Annotated in this window: 14 protein-coding genes; 6 read left to right on the plus strand and 8 right to left on the minus strand. The window is 69.7% G+C overall.

The window, feature by feature from the left end; translation table 11 throughout:
* Window positions 1–7: 7 nt before the first annotated feature.
* Window positions 8–778 (minus strand): group II truncated hemoglobin, encoded by a 771-nt coding sequence (locus IQ210_RS24895; RefSeq protein WP_194081333.1) that lies wholly within the window; start codon window positions 776–778, stop codon window positions 8–10.
* A gap of 149 nt (window positions 779–927) precedes the next feature.
* Between IQ210_RS24895 and IQ210_RS24900 the strand changes: the two genes are divergently transcribed.
* The 3 genes from IQ210_RS24900 to IQ210_RS24910 all read left to right on the plus strand — a co-directional run bounded on the left by IQ210_RS24900 (window position 928) and on the right by IQ210_RS24910 (window position 6,721).
* Window positions 928–2,397 carry an ABC transporter permease gene (locus IQ210_RS24900; protein ID WP_194081334.1) on the plus strand — a complete coding sequence of 490 codons (1,470 nt, stop codon included), beginning with the start codon at window positions 928–930 and terminating at the stop codon, window positions 2,395–2,397.
* Window positions 2,398–2,528: 131 nt separating this feature from the next.
* Entirely contained in the window at window positions 2,529–3,212 is a 684-nt protein-coding gene (locus IQ210_RS24905; RefSeq protein ID WP_194081335.1) for an ABC transporter ATP-binding protein, read from the plus strand.
* A gap of 260 nt (window positions 3,213–3,472) precedes the next feature.
* Entirely contained in the window at window positions 3,473–6,721 is a 3,249-nt protein-coding gene (locus tag IQ210_RS24910; RefSeq protein ID WP_228048339.1) for a S8 family peptidase, read from the plus strand.
* Window positions 6,722–7,226: 505 nt separating this feature from the next.
* Here the strand turns inward: IQ210_RS24910 and IQ210_RS24915 are convergent.
* The gene (locus IQ210_RS24915; protein WP_194081336.1) at window positions 7,227–8,492 is read right to left on the minus strand and encodes a L,D-transpeptidase; all 1,266 of its coding nucleotides are present in this window, start codon (window positions 8,490–8,492) and stop codon (window positions 7,227–7,229) included.
* A gap of 224 nt (window positions 8,493–8,716) precedes the next feature.
* Complete coding sequence (locus IQ210_RS24920; RefSeq protein ID WP_194081337.1) at window positions 8,717–9,061, minus strand: hypothetical protein; 345 nt, start codon at window positions 9,059–9,061, stop codon at window positions 8,717–8,719.
* 110 nt (window positions 9,062–9,171) lie between these two features.
* Here IQ210_RS24920 and IQ210_RS24925 point away from each other — a divergent pair, with 110 nt between their 5' ends.
* Both IQ210_RS24925 and IQ210_RS24930 read left to right on the plus strand, forming a co-directional pair.
* Window positions 9,172–9,462 (plus strand): hypothetical protein, encoded by a 291-nt coding sequence (locus IQ210_RS24925; RefSeq protein WP_194081338.1) that lies wholly within the window; start codon window positions 9,172–9,174, stop codon window positions 9,460–9,462.
* 42 nt (window positions 9,463–9,504) lie between these two features.
* Window positions 9,505–10,293, plus strand: coding sequence for a hypothetical protein (locus IQ210_RS24930; RefSeq protein WP_194081339.1), 789 nt, complete (start codon window positions 9,505–9,507; stop codon window positions 10,291–10,293).
* 50 nt (window positions 10,294–10,343) lie between these two features.
* Here the strand turns inward: IQ210_RS24930 and hutH are convergent, their stop codons facing one another.
* From hutH to IQ210_RS24945, 3 genes are all read right to left on the minus strand, one after another.
* Window positions 10,344–11,882 carry a histidine ammonia-lyase gene (gene hutH / locus IQ210_RS24935; protein ID WP_194081570.1) on the minus strand — a complete coding sequence of 513 codons (1,539 nt, stop codon included), beginning with the start codon at window positions 11,880–11,882 and terminating at the stop codon, window positions 10,344–10,346.
* A gap of 79 nt (window positions 11,883–11,961) precedes the next feature.
* The gene (locus IQ210_RS24940) at window positions 11,962–13,116 is read right to left on the minus strand and encodes a GGDEF domain-containing protein (protein ID WP_194081340.1); all 1,155 of its coding nucleotides are present in this window, start codon (window positions 13,114–13,116) and stop codon (window positions 11,962–11,964) included.
* Between the two features lie 136 nt (window positions 13,117–13,252).
* Complete coding sequence (locus IQ210_RS24945; protein ID WP_194081341.1) at window positions 13,253–14,047, minus strand: enoyl-CoA hydratase/isomerase family protein; 795 nt, start codon at window positions 14,045–14,047, stop codon at window positions 13,253–13,255.
* Between the two features lie 229 nt (window positions 14,048–14,276).
* On the opposite strand from IQ210_RS24945, the gene IQ210_RS24950 reads away from it, so the two are divergent.
* Window positions 14,277–14,894 carry a hypothetical protein gene (locus IQ210_RS24950; RefSeq protein ID WP_228048305.1) on the plus strand — a complete coding sequence of 206 codons (618 nt, stop codon included), beginning with the start codon at window positions 14,277–14,279 and terminating at the stop codon, window positions 14,892–14,894.
* A gap of 79 nt (window positions 14,895–14,973) precedes the next feature.
* Here the strand turns inward: IQ210_RS24950 and IQ210_RS24955 are convergent, their stop codons facing one another.
* Window positions 14,974–16,089 (minus strand): adenylate/guanylate cyclase domain-containing protein, encoded by a 1,116-nt coding sequence (locus IQ210_RS24955; RefSeq protein ID WP_194081342.1) that lies wholly within the window; start codon window positions 16,087–16,089, stop codon window positions 14,974–14,976.
* Between the two features lie 188 nt (window positions 16,090–16,277).
* Window positions 16,278–17,138: a biotin--[acetyl-CoA-carboxylase] ligase gene (locus IQ210_RS24960; RefSeq protein WP_194081343.1), complete on the minus strand. Its 861-nt coding sequence runs from the start codon at window positions 17,136–17,138 to the stop codon at window positions 16,278–16,280.
* Window positions 17,139–17,239: the final 101 nt, after the last annotated feature.

Consider the following 17,239-nt stretch of genomic DNA (forward strand, 5'->3'; position numbering starts at 1 on the left):
CGAGGCCTCACCCGCGATACGGCGGCGTCACCCCCCACCCCCACCGCGGCACCGGCTGCTCCGTCGGCGGCTTGGCGTCCGGGCCGGAGAAGTACACGGCGAGTCGCGTGCCCCACTCCACGTACGCCAGGAACGCCGAGCGGAATTCGGCGTCCGTCGGCAGGCCCGCCTCGTCGGCCGCGTCCTGGATCAGGTTCACCCAGCGGCGCCGCTGCGGCTCGGTGATGCCGCGGCCCATGTGCTTGGCGACCATGTGACCGTGGCCGCCCTGGGTCTCGGAGTACGTCGCCGGGCCACCGAAGACCTCCGCGAGCCACATGGCCACGTGCGAGGCGTGCTCGGGCGCGAGCCCCGCGAAGACCGGTGCGAGGAGGTCGTCCCTGAGGACCTTCTCGTAGAACACCGACGTCAGCCGGGCGAAGGCCTCCTCGCCGCCCGCCCACGCGTACAGGGTGGGCACGGCCGCGCCCGTCCCCCGTACCGTCGTCGGCTTGTAGTGCCGCATCTCCTCGATGTCACCGACGTAGGCACGGATCTCGGCGAGGAAGTCGGCGAACAGCTCGGACTTGCGGAAGCCCTCGACGTGGTCGTGCGTGGACGTCCAGGTGATGCGCAGGACGTAGTGCTCGAAGTCCTCCTCGCAGCGGGCGAGTTCGTAGTCGACGCACTGCGGGGCCGCCGCCAGTTGTGCCGCGGCGCGGGTGTAGGCGGACAGGAACTCGGCCGAACGGTCTTCCGGGATGCGATAACGGATGTATTCGACGGTCTCTGCGGTCATGCACCCACACAAACACGCCACACCCCCCGGACGCTCCCGCTCCGCCTGACAGGTGCGTACGGGCTCTCTCCTGGCCCGTGGACAGCCTTCTCATCGTTCTCTTATTTCAGCCTTATCCAGCCATCACGCGCCGTACCTACCTTGCGGCCATGTTCTTCACCTACCTGAGGCGCGAACTGCGCCGCCGCAGAAAGGCGGCCCTCGTCGTCGCCTCCGGGCTCGCGCTCGGCATCGCGCTGGTCATCGTGGTCAACTCCGTGTCCTCGGGCATGGGCAAGGCCCAGGACAAGGTCCTCCAGTCGCTGTACGGCCTCGGCACCGACATGACGGTCACCAAGGCGGCCGCCGCGCCCTCCGCCAACGGCTCCGAGCGCCCGCGCTTCAACTTCGACGCGCAGGACAGCGACTCCGACGAGGAGCAGAGCAGCGACCGCGTCATGGTCCAGGGCTTCCAGACCCTCGCGACCTCGACCGTCGCCAAGGTCGGCGACCAGAAGGGCGTCTCGGACGCCGTGGGCGGGCTGAGCCTCCAGGTCATCAAGGTCAGCGGCCAGTTCACGCGCGGCCAGTTCCAGCAGAACGGCAACGGCGGCGGCCAGCAGGGCGGCCCCGGCGGTGGCGGCACCGGCCAGCCCCAGGGTGAAGTCCAAGGCGGCGGCGCGGACTTCGACGTCAACAACTACTCCGTCTTCGGCACCGACGTCACCGAGCCCGCCCTCGGCCCGCTGACCTCCTCGGAGATCACCAGCGGCCGCACCTTCAAGACCTCCGAGACGAACGCCAAGGTCGTGGTCGTCGACTCGGCGTACGCCAAGGAGAAGAAGTACAAGGTCGGCTCGACGATCACGATCAAGGGCACCAAGTACAAGACGATCGGCATCGCCACCGCCAGCAGCGGTGACGCGGCGGCCAACCTCTACATCCCGCTGAAGCAGGCGCAGACCCTCAGCGACTCGAAGAACAAGGTCACCACGATCTACGTCAAGGCGACCGACTCGAAGCAGATCGACACCGTCAAGTCGACGATCCAGAAGAACATCTCCGGTACGACGGTGACGACCTCCGCCGACCTCGCCGACACCGTCTCCGGTTCCCTCTCCACGGCGTCCTCCCTCGCGACGAACGTCGGCAAGTGGCTGTCGATCGCGGTCCTGGTCGCCGCGTTCCTGGTCGCCGGCCTGCTCACCTCCTCGGCGGTCTCCCGCCGCGTCCGCGAGTTCGGCACCCTCAAGGCCCTCGGCTGGCGCTCGGGCCGGGTCACCCGGCAGGTGGTCGGCGAAGCGATGGTCAACGGCCTCCTCGGCGGCGCACTGGGCATCGCCCTGGGCCTGGCGGGCGCGTACGTCGTCACGGCCATCAGCCCCACGCTGGAAGCCCAGTTGGGCGGCGGAGGCGGTGGCGGCATGGGCGGCGGCCCCGGCGGAGGCGGCGGCTTCGGCGGCGGCCCGGGCCGCGCCACGGCCAAGACCCTGGAGGTCGCCCTGACGGCCCCGGTGAGCACGACGACGGTGGCGATCGCGGTGGGCCTGGCGGTGGCGGGCGGCTTGATCGCGGGAGCGTTCGGCGGCTGGCGAGCGTCGAGGCTGAGGCCGGCGGACGCACTGCGCCGAGTCGAGTAGCAATCACTTTTCGACGGACGGGAGTCGAGGGCTTTTAGGGGCGCGGGGCTGTATCTGATATGCGGCTCCGCCGCGTGAGCGCGACCAGCCCCCACGACCCGCAGTCGAACAACACTCAGGAGCCACCCAAAATGTACGAACTCAAAAGCGTCACCAAGCGCTACACCCGAGGCAAGGAAACAGTCCACGCCCTCGACGGAGTCGACCTCACCATCGCCGATGGCGACCGCCTGGTCATCCAGGGCCCCACCGGTGGCGGAAAATCCACCCTCCTCCAAATGCTCGGCGGCCTCGACAAGCCCACGGACGGCGAAGTAGTCCTGGACGGCACCGACTTGGCAAGGCTCTCCGAAGCCAAGCTCACCAAGGTCCGCAGCGAGAACATCGGCTTCGTCTTCCAGAGCTTCAACCTCATCCCCACCCTCACCGCCCAGGAAAACGTGGAGACGGCCCTCGTCCCGCTCGGCGTCAAGGTGAAGGACCGCAGGGAACGAGCCGCGGAGGCCCTCAAGTCGGTCGGCCTCGGCGAGCGCCTCGCGCACCTCCCCTCCGAGATGTCCGGAGGCCAGCAGCAGCGCGTCGCCATCGCCCGCGCCCTCGTCAAGCAGCCGAAGGTGCTGCTCGCCGACGAACCGACCGGCAACCTCGACGAGTCGATGCGCGACGAGATCATGGACGTACTCGAACGCATGTGGAAGGAGCTGGGGCTGACCTTCATCATGGTCACGCACGACTCCGCGATCGCGAAGAAGGCCCCGCGCCTGGCCACCATTCGCAAGGGAAAGATCACGGTGAAGGAGAACGCGAGCTCCTGAGTACGAGAGCGGGTGCCCCTGAGTATGAGCAACGCGTAACAGTCGCCCGCTGTGCGTCACCTGTCTATTGAGGTGCCTGATCACCCCCCGGCATACTGCGTATTCCGGGGGGCGCGCGTTTGTCTGTGCGGGACCACCCCCGGCCGGGTGAACGGGGAATTCACCCGGACCTTCAGCAAGGGGGAGTCTTGCGCAGACAAGTGAAAAGAGTTTGTGCTGCCACCGTGGCCACGGGGGCGGCGGTCGCTCTCGCCGCGGGCATGACCAGCCCGGCAGCGGCGAATCCGAAGGCTCAGGCACAGGCGGCGGGCTGGTCGAGCCAGCCGTTCACCGCTCACCACCGCATCACCCTGATCACGGGTGACCGGGTCGCCGTCGACACCAAGGGCCGGGTCGTCAGCGTGGAGCGGGCCAAGGGGCGGGAGAAGATACCCTTCCAGGTCCGCAAGGCGGACGGGCACACCCTCGTCATACCCGGCGACGCGGCCCGCCTGGTCGCGGCCGGCAAGCTGGACCAGCGGCTGTTCGACATCACCGAGCTCAACAAGTCCGCGACCCGCAAGTCTCAGGCCAAGGGCCTGAAGGTGATCGTCGGCTACAAGGGCGCCGCCACCGCCGCGAAGGACGACGTCCGGGACGCGGGCACCCTGCGGCAGTCCCTGAAGACGCTGAACGCCGACGCGGTGCAGACCCCGACCGCCGACGCGCCCGAGCTGTGGGACGCGGTCACCAACGGCGACAAGACGGCGTCCGGCATCGCGCACGTCTGGCTGGACGGTGTCCGCACCGCGAGCCTCGACAAGTCGGTCCCGCAGATCGGCGCCCCCAAGGCGTGGGCCGCGGGCTACGACGGCAAGGGCGTCAAGATCGCCGTCCTGGACACGGGTGTCGACGCGAGCCACCCGGACCTCAAGGACCAGGTGATCGACGCCAAGAACTTCTCCACGGCCGCCGACGCCACCGACCACTTCGGTCACGGCACGCACGTCGCGTCGATCGCGGCGGGCACCGGCGCCAAGTCGAACGGCAAGTACAAGGGTGTCGCGCCGGGCGCCAAGATCCTCAACGGCAAGGTCCTCGACGACACCGGTTCCGGTGACGACTCCGGCATCCTCGCCGGCATGGAGTGGGCGGCCGCGGAGGGCGCCGACGTCGTCAACCTCAGCCTGGGCGGCCAGGACACCCCGGAGGTCGACCCGCTGGAGGCGGCGGTCAACAAGCTGTCCGCCGAGAAGGGCATCCTCTTCGCGATCGCGGCGGGCAACTCCGGTCCTGAGTCGGTCGGTTCGCCGGGCAGCGCGGACGCCGCGCTCACCGTCGGCGCCGTCGACGACAAGGACGTCCTCGCCCCGTTCTCCTCCACCGGCCCGCGCGTCGGCGACGGCGCCATCAAGCCGGACGTGACCGCGCCGGGCGTGGACATCACGGCGGCGTCGGCCAAGGGCAGCGTCATCGAGCAGGAGGTCGGCGAGAAGCCGGCCGGCTATCTGACCATCTCGGGTACGTCGATGGCGACGCCGCATGTGGCGGGCGCGGCGGCGATCCTGAAGCAGGAGCACCCGGACTGGACGTACGCCGAGCTGAAGGGTGCCCTGACGGGTTCCGCGAAGGGCGGCAAGTACAACCCGTTCGAGCAGGGTTCGGGCCGTATCCAGGTCGACAAGGCCATCAAGCAGACCGTGATCGCCGACCCGGTGTCGGTGAGCTTCGGCACGCAGGCGTGGCCGCACACCGACGACAAGCCGGTCAGCAAGGACCTGACGTACCGCAACCTCGGCACGAAGGACGTGACCCTCACCCTGTCGGTGAAGGCCACCAACCCCAAGGGCCAGGCCGCTCCTTCGGGCTTCTTCAAGCTCGGCGCGAGCAAGGTGACGGTCCCGGCGGGCGGCAAGGCCACCGTCAAGGCGACCGTGAACACCAAGCTTGGCGGCACGGTCGACGGCGCGTACTCCGCGTACGTGACGGCGACGGGCGGCGGTCAGACGGTCCGTACGGCGGCCGCCGTGCAGCGTGAGGTGGAGTCGTACGACCTCACGATCAAGCACATCGGCAAGGACGGTCAGCCGACGAAGGACTACAACACGATCCTGATGGGCTACAGCGGCCTGGCCACCGACCGCGGTTACCAGGTGACGATCGACGACTCCGGCACCACCAAGATGCGGCTGCCGAAGGGCACGTATCTGCTGGACGCGTGGATCGCCAAGGACTGGGTGAACCTGGAGGGCGGCCTGGACTGGGTGGTCCAGCCGAAGCTGAGCCTCACCAAGAACTCCTCGGTGACGGTCGACGCCCGCAAGACGAAGTCGGCCGACATCACGGTGCCGGACGCCGCCGCCAAGCAGCTGTCGGGCATGGCCAGTTACTACTACGAGCCGGCCGGCGTCGGTATCGGGGTGGGTCTGCCGACCTTCGCCGACCTGCGGATGGCGCACCAGGGCGCGGAGGTCGCGAGCGGTCTGAGCCAGACCTGGAGCGGCCAGTGGACCAAGGGTGACGACGCCGAGTACGACGTCGCCACGACCGCCAAGGTGAAGAAGATCCAGGGCGACAAGGTCCGCCACTTCAAGGCGTCCGAGCTCGCCACGGTGAAGAACAACCTGGGCGCGGCCGCGGCCGGCAAGACCGGCGGGCTCACCAGCTGGGGTGTCTTCCCCGAGGACGTCGTGATCGGCGTCCCCGTGGAGCAGGCGCTGCCCGGTGCCCGCACGCTGTACGTCTCGACGTCCGACAAGATCCAGTGGACGCTGGACTTCGAGCAGTACAAGGGCAAGGACGCGGACGGCTTCCCGATCACGGAGGCCTACTACACGCTGGGCAACCCGCAGACCTTCAAGGCGGGCCAGAAGTACACGAAGACCTTCAACACCGCGGTCTTCGGTCCGCACCTGAGCAAGGACTACGGCGTCTTCCGCGAGGGCAACAACATCTACGGCTTCCTGCCGCTGTTCGCGGACGGCAGCAAGCACGCGGGCTCGTCCGACTTCAGCTCGGTGAAGACGGAGCTGTACCGCAACGGCACCAAGGTCGGCTCCAACACCGACCCGCTGTTCGGTGACGGCCTGTTCAAGGTGCCCGCCTCCGACGCCGAGTACAAGCTGACGACGTCCGTGAAGCGGAGCGTCAAGGTGGCGGCGGCGTCGACGCGGATCGACGCGAGCTTCGTGTTCCGCTCCAAGAAGTCCTCCGCGGACCTCGTCTCCCTCCCGGTCTCCACGGCCCGTTTCGGTGCCAAGACGGGCCTGGACAGCAGGGTCGAGGCCGGCAAGACGGTGACCTTCCCGGTCACGGTCGAGGGCGCGGCGAAGGGCTCGAACCTCAAGTCCCTGACGGTGTACGTGTCGTACGACTACGGCCAGACCTGGAAGAAGGTCACGGTCAAGGACGGCAAGATCACCGTGAAGAACCCGGACAAGGGCAAGGGCATCTCGTTCCACGCGAAGATCACCGACAAGAAGAACAACAAGTCGACGGTGTCGATCTATAACGCGTACTACGGCAAGTAGTCCGCGGGGCACCGCGTCGAACTGAACACCGACGGCGTCTTCCGGTTGCGGAGGGGGCCGTCGGTGTACTTTCCTGGTAGCAAGAAGCCCCCGCCACGGCCGGAATCCGTGACAGGGGCCTCAGCTCAGCCAGGAGCTACGGGGAGGTCCCTACTGGGTATAGGGATCTCCCGCTACCTGCCGAGCCACCAGAGCCACCACCGCCTCACATGCTTGGCCCACGATTCCGGCAGACACCGGGTGAGCCGACACACGAGAGTCGGTTTCGGCCTGGCATGACGTCTCATAGGGTGCGCCTCCCTTTCCATAGGGAGGCGGCCTTTTTCTTTACCCGGAACCGCCCCGCTTCGGGCCGGGCCCCGACGGGAGGGACCCGGAACAAGGGAGGCGCACCCGAGGCGCGTCACATGCCGGATATTACCGGCAACCCCCTTACCTGAGGCATAAGTTGAGGGCGGTCACCCCATCGGGTGACCGCCCTCAGGCAGTTGATGTCAGGGTCGGCTCAGACCGCCGAACCCGCCTTCCAGTCCGCCCAGCTCAGGTTCCAGCCGTTGAGGCCGTTGTCCGGGGCCACCGTCTTGTCGCCGGTGTTCTGGACGATCACGACGTCGCCGATGATCGAGTTGTTGTAGAACCAGTAGCCGGCCGAGCCCTTGTCGTTGGCACCCTTGGTGTCGGAGAGGCCCACGCAGCCGTGGCTGGTGTTGACGCTGCCGAAGATGGACTTCGCGCCCCAGTAGTTGCCGTGCACGAAGGTGCCGGAGTTGGTGAGGCGGATGGCGTGCGGCACGTCCTTGATGTCGTACTCGCCCTTGCCGTCGTTGTCGGTGAAGCCCACGGTCGCGCCGTTCATGCGCGTCTCCTTGAACTTCTCCGACATCACCATGATGCCCTCGTACGTCTTGTTCTCGGGAGAGCCCGCGGAGATCGGGATCGTCTTGATCGTCTTGCCGTCCTGCGTGACCTTCATCTGCTTGGTCTTCGCGTCGACGTAACTGATCTGGTTGCGGCCGATCTTGAAGGTGACCGTCTTCTGCTGGACGCCGTAGACACCGTCCGCACCCTCGACACCGTCGAGCGCGAGCTTCAGCGTGACGGTGGAGTTCTCGGTCCAGTAGTCCTCGGGGCGGAAGTCGAGGCGGTTGGCGTTGAACCAGTGCCCGACGACCTCCTGGCCGCTGGAGGAGGAGACGGTGATGCCCTTCTGGACGGCCGCCTTGTTGGTGATCGCCTTGTCGAAGTTGATCGACACCGGCATGCCGACGCCGACCGTGGCGCCGTCGTCCGGCGTGAAGTAGCCGAGGAAGCTGTTGGACGGGGAGACCGTGGTGAAGGAGGCGTTCTCGTGGGCGACGCGGCCCTCGGAGTCCTTCGCCTCCGCGTTCACCTTGTAGGTGGTCGACCGCTCCAGCTGGGCGCTGGGCTTCCAGCTGGTCTTGTCCGCGGATATCTCGCCGCTGACGGCGGTGCCGTCGGCGGTGGTCATCTCGACGTCCGTGAGCGTGCCCTTGCTCACGGTGACGGCCGCGGAGTTGTTGATGGAGGCGTTCTCGGAGCCGTCCTTGGGCGTGATCTTGATGTCGGCCTCGGACGTCTTCTTGGCCGCGGCCTCGTCGGCCTTGGCCTGGGAGGTGTCGTTGCTGCCGCTGCCGGAGGCGTCGTCGTCGCCACCGGAACAGGCCGAGAGCACCAGCACTCCGCCGAGCAGTGCGGACGCGACCGCCAGGCCCCTGCGCCGCTTACTGACCGTCATCACACGCTTCTCCATCGTTGCCGATTCCCCAAAGAGCCGAGAGTCCCCGTCGAACCCGAGAGTCCCGTCAATGAAACCTAAACGCTACGACCGGTTCGTCCCGTTCCACATTCTCGGAACGTGTGGGGCACACCACGTCCGCCGTGACGGGTGGTGCGCAGCTCGGTCCGTGCGCCCCCTGAGACGACGAAACCCCGGACGGCGGTTGCCACCCGGGGTCACAAATTCCCCAAGAGCGCTCAGCCGGCCGCCTCTTCGTCGTCCTCCGCGTCCTCATCATCCTCGTCGAGGTCCCACTCCGGCGAATCCGGGTCGTAGTCGATCCGCTCGCTGGACCAGGAGGCCTGCACCAGCTCGACCCCGGGCACCTCGCTGACCAGGTCGAACGGGTCGACGAGATAGGCGAGGGCCTCCGCGGTGTCTTCCGTCACAGCGCTCTCGGCGTGCGCCTGCTCGTCGGCCGGCATCTCGGGGTCGTCGGCGATCCGCTCCAACGCGGCCTTGGTGACGGCGTCCTCGTGATCGATCTCCACCACCAATTCCACCCGAAGCCGCACAAACCGTGAAGTCTCTTCAGTGCTCATGCTCCGGAGAGTACGGCCCTTTTCTCCCGTGACTTTCCCGTGACCCGCGCCTTTCACTAACATCGGCCCACACGGCCAATTCGCCAGCGCCACAAGGGGATCGATATTCCGTGTCATCCGCTCGCCGTCCGTTGCTGACCGCCACCGCCGCGGGCACGCTGCTGTGTGCCCTGTGGTTCGTCCCGTCCGCGGGCGCGACCCAGGAGGAACCGGCGAGATCGCAGGTCACGCAGCAGGCCAGGGTGACCACCGTCACCACGCAGACCACCGACGAGGGCACCCGTCTCGCCGACACCGGAAGCTTCGACACGACCCCGTACGTGGTCGGCGGTACGGCTTTCCTCGCGCTCGGTGCCGGGTTCGTCACTTACTCGGTACGTCGGGAACGTCACGGTTTTTGAATCGACTTGACGGACGTTTGACCAAAACCTCATAGTCCGCTCATGAAGAGATCATCGGGGGCCCGTATAGGCGCCACGCTCGCAGTGAGCGCGCTGTCGCTCGCCCTCATCACCGGCTGCTCCGACAACGGTTCGGACGACGCCAAGGGCACCGACGCCAAGGAGTCCGCCGCCGCCTCGTCGGCGCCGGCCGCGAAGGCACTGACCTCCGCCGAGCTGGAGAAGCTGCTGCTCGCCAAGGGCGACATCAAGGGCTACGAGGCCGAGTCGGGCGACGACACCCTCCCCAAGTCCAAGAGCGACGTGAAGACCGACAAGGCGGCCTGCGACCCGCTGGCCTGGGCCACGGCCGCGCTGGCCCCCGGCGACACGGACGCGAACGCCAGCAACACCCTCACCGCGGAGACCTCGGCGGCCTCCAAGGACCCGTCGGACCTCAGCGAGGCCGACATCGAGAACGCCTTCGACGTCAGCATCACGTTCGTCGGCCTGTCCTCCTACGACGGTGACGGCGCCGAGAAGGCCATGAAGGCCGTCTCCGACGGTGTGACGGCCTGCTCCGGCGGCTACGGCCTCAAGGCCGAGGGCGAGAGCTCCAAGGTCACCAAGGTCGCCACGGCGAAGGCCTCCGGCGCCGGTGACGAGTCGCTGGCGTTCGCCGAGGACGTCGACATGGACGGCGAGGGCACGGCCACGTTCCTCACCGAGGTGGTCCGCAAGGGCAACACCGTCGCCACGTTCTACTCGGTCAACCTCGCCGCGCTCGGCAAGGGCGGCAAGACCGAGATCCCGGCCGAGGTCGTCACGGCCCAGGTCGCGAAGCTGAAGTAAGCACCACAGCAGTCGGGGCCCCGTCGTAAGACGGGGCCCCTCTTTCGTGTCTACTGCAACGGCCCGGTCACCGACTCCGCCGCCGCGACCAACTGCCCGCTGCGCACGAACGCGTCCGCCGCGGCCAGATCCGGCGCCAGGAAACGGTCGGGCCCCGGGCCCTGCACTCCGGCCTTCCGCACGGCCTCGATGACGGCCCGCGAGGCCGGCCCCGGGGTCAGCCCCTCACGCAGCTCGACGGCGCGTGTGGCGGCGTACAGCTCGACGGCGACGACCCGGGTGAGGTTGTCGACGGCGGTACGCAGCTTGCGCGCGGCCGACCAGCCCATGGAGACGTGGTCCTCCTGCATGGCGGAGGACGGGATGGAGTCCGCGGACGCCGGTACGGCCAGCCGCTTCATCTCGCTGACCAGCGCGGCCTGCGTGTACTGGGCGATCATCAGCCCGGAGTCGACACCGGCGTCGTCGGCGAGGAACGGCGGCAGCCCGTGCGACCGGTTCTTGTCGAGGAGCCGGTCGGTACGCCGCTCCGCGATGGACGCGAGGTCGGCGGCGGCGATGGCGAGGAAGTCGAGGACGTAAGCCACCGGCGCGCCATGGAAGTTGCCGTTGGACTCCACGCGCCCGTCGGGCAGGACGACGGGGTTGTCGACGGCGGAGGCCAGCTCCCGCTCGGCGACGAGCCGCGCGTGCGCCATGGTGTCGCGCCCGGCACCGGCGACCTGCGGCGCGCAGCGCACGGAGTAGGCGTCCTGGACGCGCGGGGCGTCGTCCTGGTGGTGCCCGGTGAGCTGCGAGTCCTTCAGTACGGCGAGCATGTTGGCGGCGCTGGCGGCCTGCCCCGGGTGCGGGCGGATGGCGTGCAGCTCGGGCGCGAGGACCTTGTCCGTCCCGAGGAGGCCCTCCAGGGACAGTGCGGCGGTGATGTCGGCCGACTTGTAGAGCGTGTCGAGGTCGGCGAGGGCCATGACCAGCATGCCGAGCATGCCGTCGGTGCCGTTGAGGAGCGCGAGCCCCTCCTTCTCGCGCAGTTCGACGGCCGCGATGCCGTGCTCGGCGAGCAGCTCACCGGCGGGCCGCACGACCCCGTCGGGGCCTTCCGCGTCCCCCTCGCCCATCAGCGTCAGGGCGCAGTGGGAGAGCGGCGCGAGGTCGCCGGAGCAGCCGAGGGAGCCGTACTCGTGCACGACCGGGGTGATCCCCGCGTTCAGCACGTCGGCCATGGTCTGCGCGACCTCGGGCCGCACACCGGTGTGCCCCGAGCAGACGGTCTTCAGCCGCAGGAACATCAGGGCCCGTACGACCTCCCGCTCGACGCGCGGCCCCATGCCGGCGGCGTGCGAACGGACGATGTTGCGCTGCAACTGCGCGCGGAGCTCGGTGCTGATGTGCCGGGTCGCCAGGGCGCCGAAGCCGGTGCTGACGCCGTAGACCGGGTCGGGCTTGGCGGCCAGCGCGTCCACGATCTCGCGGGCGGCGGCGAGGGCCGCGACCGCCTCCGCGGAGAGCTCGACCCGGGCGCCGTCGCGCGCCACGGCGAGAACGTCGGACGCGGTCACCCCGGACGTCCCCACCACCACAGTGTGCATATCCATATTCAGGAGCGTACGCAGTGAAGACGGGGATGTCACGAGTGGGGGCGGGGTTCGCCCCTTACTCGTGCGTACGTCACAGTCGGCGCCCGCGGAACCGACGCCGCTCCCCGTGCGCCTCCCGCTCCCCCGAGGGCTCGTCCGCGAGCCGTACGACGGGATCGTCCGGCCCTTCCCGCCCCGCGACGACCGGCTTGGCGGCGCGCTCGGCCTTGGCGCGGTACTGGGCCGCGTCGGCCAGCCGGAAGAGCCTCCGGGCGGACCGCACCGGCCCGATGGGGTCCTCGGTGGAGGCGACCCCGCAGGCCACCCCCTCCCCCAGCTCCAACTCCGCGGCCCGGCGGCAGAGTTCGTCGGCCGCCTTGACGACCTCGTCGGCGGCCGGCCCGACCGCGAGCAGACAGAACTCGTCACCCCCGAGCCGCGCGGCCAGCGCCCCCGGCAGCATCGCCCCGCACAGCGACAGCACGGAACCGAACCGCTCCAGGAGCCGGTCGCCGACGGCGTGCCCGAGGGTGTCGTTGACCCGCTTGAGCCCGTTGAGGTCGCACACGACGAGGCTGACGACGACACCCTCCCGCTTGTGCCGCTCGACGGCCTCGTCGAGCCGTACGTCCACGGCACGGCGGTTGGCGAGCCCGGTGAGGGCGTCCGTGAACGCCAGCCGCCGCGCCTCCTCCAGCCGCTCGGCCTGCGCGATCCCGGCGGCGACCACGGCGGCCAGCACGGTGGCGAAGTCGGCGTCGCCCCGGTCGAAGACGGGGTCACCGGCCGCGCGGGCGACGTACAGCTCGCCCCAGGCACGGCCATTCAGCACGATCGGCGCGACGACACAACACCCGCGGCCTCTCCTGCGGAGGGCGGCGACACGCTGATGCACGTACCCGGGCCGGCGCCCCGCGGCGGGCCCCTCGGCGGTCTCCACCCACGCGTTGGGCTCACCGCCGCCCGCCCAGCGCTCGTGCAGGAACTCGGTGATCTCAGGGAACTGATGCACGGGGTACGCCTCGGCGTCGGGGAACTCGTCCTCGTCCGGGGCGCGGTCCCCCACGTTGACGAGCACACGCAGCCTTCCCAGCTCGCGCTCCCACACCGACAGGGCAGCGAAGCTGCCGCTCAGGGCGCGGCAGGCGCCGGTCGCTGCCGCGCGCCAGGCCTCGCGTGAGCCGTGGGCCGCGGCCATGCCTTGCGCCAGCGCGACGACTGCCTTGAGCCGCGTGTCCTCCGCCATTGCTCCAGGTTAGGGAGGTTTTGGGTGATAAGCGGTGTTGGAATGAGCCGGGCAGGTAGGGGGTGGCTGGGGCGGGACGGCGGAGTGCGGGTGGGTGGGGGCTTGGCGCGCAGTTCCCCGCGCCCCTAAAAGCCTCCTACTCGCCCGGCCATTCAGGTTTCCGCTTCTCATTGAAGGCCGCTACGCCTTCCGCCCTATCGCCTGAGAAGGCCACCGAGCGCCAGGCCGCGTCCTCCACCTCCAGGCCCGCCCTCAAGTCGAGGCCGTGTCCGAGCCGCAAGGCCCTCTTCGCCGCCCTCAATCCCACCGGTGAATTGGCGGCGATCCTGGTGCCCATCGCGAGGGCCTCCTCCCGGTCCCTTCCCTCCTCCACCAACACATCCACCAGGCCCAACTCCCTTGCCTCTGCCGCCTCCACCCGCCTCGCCGTGAAGATCAGCTCGGCCGCCCGGGCCGCACCCACCCGCCTCGGCAGGAGCTGTGTTCCGCCGCCGCCCGGGATCACGCCGACCGACACCTCCGGCAGGCCCACCACCGCCGTGCTGTCGGCCACGATCAGGTCGCATGACAGGGCCAGCTCGAAGCCGCCGCCCAGTGCGAAGCCGTGGACGGCGGCGATGGTCGGTACGGGTAGTTCCAGTACGCCGGTGTAGGCGCCGCGCGCGACGGGGCGCTGCCGGACCAGATCGGCGTCCGTGAAGGAGTTCCGCTCCTTCAGGTCGGCGCCGACGCAGAACGCCCGCTCGTGGGTCGAGGTCACCACGACCGCCCGTACATCCTTGTCCTCGCCCAGCGCGGTGCAGGCGGCGGCGACCGAGCGGGCCATCTCCGTCGACACGGCGTTCATGGCCTTGGGCCGGTCCAGGGCGAGTTCCGCGACGTGCCCGTGCCGCCGGACCAGCACGAACTCCCCGTACCGTTCCTCGCTCATGACACCCTCCAGTTAACGTGGGTTAACAGACTTCACCGGGCCCGATCATCGCAGCCCGACCCCGGGGACGAAAGGGCGGGCGGGCGCGGGGCACCGGTTCCCTGGTCGCCCCCCGACACCCCGTTCGAGTGACATCCCGCCCAACTCCGCCCCCATCGCCCACAGGAGCGCATAGCGTGCGCTCCGCCACGGCGCACAGGGGGCGCGAGCGCATCGGGGAGGGGTCGCCATGACGACGTTGACGGACACGCAGGCCACGGCCGCCGAGGCCATCGACGGTGTACCGCAGCGCTTCTTCGGTTCCCGCGGCCGGCACCGTCGCCCGCGGCCCCGCAAGGTCCTCCTCGCCGTCGGCGGACTGGCTGTGGCGGCCGGTGCGCTGAGCCTCGTACGGATGGCTCCCGAGGGGGGCCTGGGCGGCGGCCTCGGCACCGCGGAGGCCGAACCCCGCCTCGACGACCCACACGCCGGTTCCGGCACGGACCGCGCGACCAACGCAGCCGCGACGGTGGGGGCGGTACCCAAGGTGAGCCCGTCGGCGACCGCCCCGATGGGCGGGGCAAGCGCCACACCGACGTCCACGGTGAGCCTCGTACCGCTGCCATCGACGCCACCGGGTTCCATGAGCACCCCGGGCCCTACGACGATCCCGGACGCCCCGAACCCGACGACAGCAGCCCCACAGCCGACACCAACACCGACGCGAACGCCGTCCCCGGCACCGAGTCAGAACACGAGCACACCGACGCCGGCACCGGCGCCACCGACGCCGACGCCGAACCAGCCTGGTGGCGGCGGAGTATGCGTCCCGGTGATCGGCCTGTGCGTAGGCCCGCTGGGCCGATAAACGCCCCAAGGGGCGCGGGGAACTGCGCGACCAGCCCCCACCCACCCGCACTCGCCGAACGACCCCACCCGGCACGTCCTCAGGCGGTCGTCTCACCCCGCCGAGTAAGCAACCAAGGCTCCACAACCCCAAGCCCTCGCACCGGCCGCTGCCACATCGGCTGAAGCGCGAAGCGATACGTCGGCGGCTCCTCGCCCTCCTTCTCCGCCGCCGCGACAGCCTCCGCGGCCTCCGCCTCGGACGCGGGCGCCTCGCCGGTGCGGATCAGTTCCTGGGCGAAGTCGCTGTCGACGAGGACGGCGTCGCGGGGAGCTATGGAGGTCAGCCGGGAGGCCAGATTGACGGTCGTGCCGAAGACATCGCCCATACGAGTGGTGACCGTGCCGAACGCGATGCCGACGCGCAGCTCGGGCATGGTCTCGTCGTTCGCCATGGTCTCGATGAGGCGCAGCGCGATCTCCGCGGCGACGCCCGCGTCGTCGGCGGCGTAGAGCACCTCGTCGCCGAGGGTCTTGATGAGGCGCCCGCCGTGCGCGGCGACGAGGTCGGCGGCGGTGGTCTCGAAGGCCTCGACGAGCTCGCCGAGCTCCTCCTCCTCCATGCGCCGGGTGAGGCGCGTGAACCCGACGAGGTCGGCGAAGCCGACGGCGAGGCGCCGGTCGACCATCTCCTCGTCGTCGGCGGCCTGCACGACACGGCCCGCGGAGGCGGCGAGCTGGCGGCGCCAGACGTAGACGAGGAACTCCTCCAGCTCGGGCAGGAGCAGCTCGATGATCGGGTACGTCACCTCGGTACGGGTCATGCCGGGCTCGGGCGGCTCGGTCAGCCCCTCCAGGAACGAGTCGATCTGCCACTCGGCGAGGCGGGCGGTGGTCTGTCCGGTGGACCGGGCCACCTGCACGGCCATCGCCTCGCTGAGCAGCCCGGCCTCGACGAGACCGGCGAGGCGCCGCAGGGCGAGGACGTCGGCCTCGGTGAAGGCCTTGGCCTGTCCGACGTCGGCGAAGCCCATGGCCCGCCAGAAGCGGGTGGCCAGCTCCATGGAGACACCGGCGGTACGGGCCGCCTGAAAGGGCGTGTAGCGCCGCTCGGCTCCGAGGATCAGCGCTTCGAGACGCACGGCGAGCGGGTGCGGGGCCCCTCCGGGGTCGGCGGCGTTGGTGTCCTCGCCGGAACCCCTGTCGTCGACGGTCACGCCTGCTGCCCTTCCGATCTGCCACGGTCAGGTATCGACCGGCCTTCACTTTACGGCAGGTGTGCGGTAGCTCACGTCCTCGCTCCGCTAGGTGGAGCCGGGAGACCGTGGGTGGCTGATGACGAGGGTCAGCTGCGGGACCGTTGTGGCTGGTCGCGCAGTTCCCCGCGCCCCTGGGTACGTACAGCTCACGCAAGCTTCAAGTGCACGATGTCTCCGGCTCCCACCGGTTCCTGTACGCCCTCCTCCGTCGCGATCACCAAGCGGCCGTCGCCGTCCACCGCCACCGCCTCACCCGTGATCGAGCGGTCGCCCGGCAGCTCGGCCCGGACCACCCTCCCCAGCGTCGCGCACCCCGCCGCATACGTCTCCTGGAGCCCGCTGACCGCCGGATCACCCCCGGCCCGCTGCCACCGCCCGTACCACTCCTCCAGCGACCGCAGCACCGCCCGCAGCAACGGGTCCCGGTCGGTCGTGACCGCCCCCGCCAGCGCCAGCGAACCGGCCGTCGGCACCGGCAGCTCGTCCTCACGCAGGGTGACGTTGATGCCGACCCCGATCACCACGCCGTCCTCGCCGGCCCGCTCCGCCAAGATCCCCCCGGCCTTGCGCTCCTCGCCCCCCACGGTCACCAGCAGGTCGTTGGGCCACTTGAGTGCCGTATCCACCCCCGCCGCCCGCGACAGCCCCGTCGCGACGGCGACCCCGGTCAGCAGCGGCAGCCAGCCCCAGCGGGCCACCGGTACCCCGGTCGGCTTCAGCAGGACGGAGAAGAACAGCCCGGAGCGGGCCGGCGCCGTCCACTGACGGTCGAGACGCCCACGGCCCGCCGTCTGCTCCTCGGCGACGAGGACCGCGCCCTCCTCGGCGTCCCCCTTGACCGCCAGGCCCGCCAGATCGTTGTTGGTCGACCCGGTGCGCTGGACGACCTCCACATCGCAGTACAGCCCGCCGTCGCGCACCAGCGCGCGCCGCAGCGCGGCCCCGTTGAGCGGCGGCCGGTCGAGGTTGGACCAGCGGCTGTCGTCTGAAGCATCTCGCGGCGTCATGCAAGCCACCCTAGGTGTGTCCTACGCCGCACTGCTGATTGGTAGGCCCGCTACTACTCTACGGATGAGTAACCGTCCCCCCTTTTGAGCAGGCAGGGAGC

It is taken from the genome of Streptomyces justiciae, from assembly GCF_015163075.1.
In the GTDB taxonomy this organism is placed as follows: domain Bacteria; phylum Actinomycetota; class Actinomycetes; order Streptomycetales; family Streptomycetaceae; genus Streptomyces; species Streptomyces justiciae.